Genomic DNA, 750 nt, shown 5'->3' with positions numbered 1-750 from the left:
CCTCGAAGGCAGGGCGGGCCCCGGCGTCGTACAACCCTGGCGCGATCTGCGGAAGTTGCTGCGCAAGGAGCCCGTCACCGCGATCGGCACGGGACCGGCCTTCCGGCTGGCCCCGCTGCTGCTCGTCGCCACCACGGCCGTCGTCGCGGCGCTGGTGCCGCTCGCCTCGACCGCGACCCCCGTCAGCGGGAGCGCCGATCTGATCCTGGTGGTGGCACTCCTCGTCCTCGGGACGGTCACGCTCGCGCTCGCCGGGCTCGACTCCGGTACGGCCTTCGGCGGAATGGGCGCCTCGCGCGAGATGACGATCGCCGCACTCGTGGAGCCGACGATCCTGCTCTCGGTCTTCGCCCTGTCGATGCCCGCGGGATCGACCAACCTGCCCACGATCGTGGCCGGTGAGGTCACCGACCCCGACCGCCTGGCCTCGCCCGCGGGGCTCCTGGCGATTGCCGCGCTCGCCGTGGCCGTACTCGCCGAGACCGGACGCCTCCCGGTCGACAATCCCTCGACCCACCTGGAACTGACCATGGTTCACGAGGCGATGGTCCTGGAGTACGCGGGCCCCGATCTCGCCCTGGTCGAGCTCGGCGCCCAGATGCGCCTGACGGTGCTCCTCGGGCTCCTCGTGACGCTCTTCGCACCCTGGGGCATCGCGACGACCGCCACCGCGGCCGCCGTGGCACTGGGGCTCGCGCTCTTCGCGGTGAAGGTCGCCGTGCTCGGTGCGGCGCTCGCGGCGGCCGAGGT

General features: G+C 72.9%; 1 protein-coding gene. It reads left to right on the top strand.

Features of this window, described 5'->3' with window-relative positions; all coding sequences use genetic code 11:
* Window positions 1-750 (top strand): respiratory chain complex I subunit 1 family protein (locus J0695_RS31705; RefSeq protein ID WP_206967932.1); only part of this gene is annotated, 750 nt, incomplete at both ends.

It is taken from the genome of Streptomyces beijiangensis (assembly GCF_017315755.1).
GTDB classification, from domain to species: Bacteria; Actinomycetota; Actinomycetes; order Streptomycetales; family Streptomycetaceae; genus Streptomyces; species Streptomyces beijiangensis.
Note: the sequence above shows the minus strand (reverse complement) of the source record. Positions and strands in the feature narration are given on the sequence as shown.